Source organism: Streptomyces sp. NPDC052101 (assembly GCF_040680235.1).
In the GTDB taxonomy this organism is placed as follows: Bacteria; Actinomycetota; Actinomycetes; order Streptomycetales; family Streptomycetaceae; genus Streptomyces.
The window spans coordinates 1-1,291 of record NZ_JBFAWH010000139.1 but is presented as its reverse complement, the minus strand read 5'-3'; the positions used below and the strand labels follow the sequence as shown (position 1 = coordinate 1,291).

2 pseudogenes are annotated in these 1,291 nt (G+C 73.3%); one reads left to right on the top strand and one right to left on the bottom strand.

What is annotated here, in order from left to right:
• Nucleotides 1-493, bottom strand: a pseudogene (locus AB0L75_RS44315) (TrkH family potassium uptake protein); the annotation flags it as partial.
• Between the two features lie 65 nt (nucleotides 494-558).
• On the opposite strand from AB0L75_RS44315, the pseudogene AB0L75_RS44310 reads away from it, so the two are divergent.
• A pseudogene (locus tag AB0L75_RS44310) lies at nucleotides 559-1,291 on the top strand (DNA polymerase III subunit alpha); the annotation flags it as partial.

The window sequence follows — 1,291 nt, the reverse complement described above, 5'->3', positions numbered from 1 at the left end:
GGCCCGGGGACATTCCCGCGCCCAGCCAGAAGCGCAGGCTCAGCAGCAGCGCCACCGAGGCCTCGACGGCCGTGGAGTACAGGATCAGGGCCCGCAGCACCCGGGGCAGGTCCCCGATCCCCTCGGCCCGGGTGGAGGCCGCGGCGTCGAGGCGCTGGGTGAGGCCGAGCCGCCGGAGGATCACCAGCCCCAGCAGCGACGTGAACGTCATGACGCCCAGGCCCCCGAGCTTGATGAGCGTGAGGATCACGAGCCGACCCAGGGGTGTCCAGAACGTCTGGGTGTCCACGACGCCGAGGCCCGTCACCGTGGTGGCGCTGGTCGCCGTGAACGCGGCCTCCAGCGGGGTGGGCGCGCGGCCCTGATACGAGGCGGGCAGCAGCAGTGCGCCGGTGCCCGTCACGATGGCGACGAGGAAGGACCCGACCACGAGCTGGGTCGGACGGATGCGGGGCCGGCGCGGGCCGACCCGCGGCGACGAGGTAAATGTCACGGGAGGGAAACATAGTCCTTCCGGGGCGCACTGTCACCGTGCGGCGCCGGTGGTTGAATGGCCGGGTGCCGACCCCCTCCGTCCCGCTCGTCCACCCGGTGCCCCACGGGGTCACCGTCTTCCACGAACAGGTCCTGCGCACCATGGACGTCATGACCGGCTGCGGACTGGCCCGCGCCGACGAGCACCGCCGCCTCCTCGGCGGCCCGCAGGAACACCTCGTCGAAGAGGCCTTCCGCACCGGCGCCCTCGCCCGCGGCTACTCCCTCGACGTCATCGACGAGGTCTGGGCCACCCTCTCCGCCTTCGGCTCCTTCGGCTTCTGCAAGGCCCACGGCGCCGCCTTCGCCGTCCCCACCTACCACTCCGCCTGGCTCAAGACCCACCACCCCGCCGCCTTCATGGCCGCCATCCTCGAACACGACCCCGGCATGTACCCCGCCCGCCTCATGGTCGCCGAGGCCCGCCGCATGGGCATCCCAGTCCTCCCCGTGGACGTCAACGCCTCCTCCCGCCACGTCCACGTCGAATGGGTCCCCGCCCACCCCGAGATCGACGACGGCGCCCCCGGCCGCTGGGGCATCCGCCTGCCCCTCACCAGCCTCTCCGGACTCAGCGAAGCCGAGACCGACCGCCTCGACGCCGGCCGCCCCTACCGCTCCCTCGCCGACGTCCGCGACCGCGCCCGCCCCACCGCCCGCAACCTCGAACGCCTCGCCCAGCTCGGCGCCCTCGACTGCCTCCTCCCACCCGGCGGCGCCAACACCCACGAGGACTTCGACGCACTGAGCAACCGCG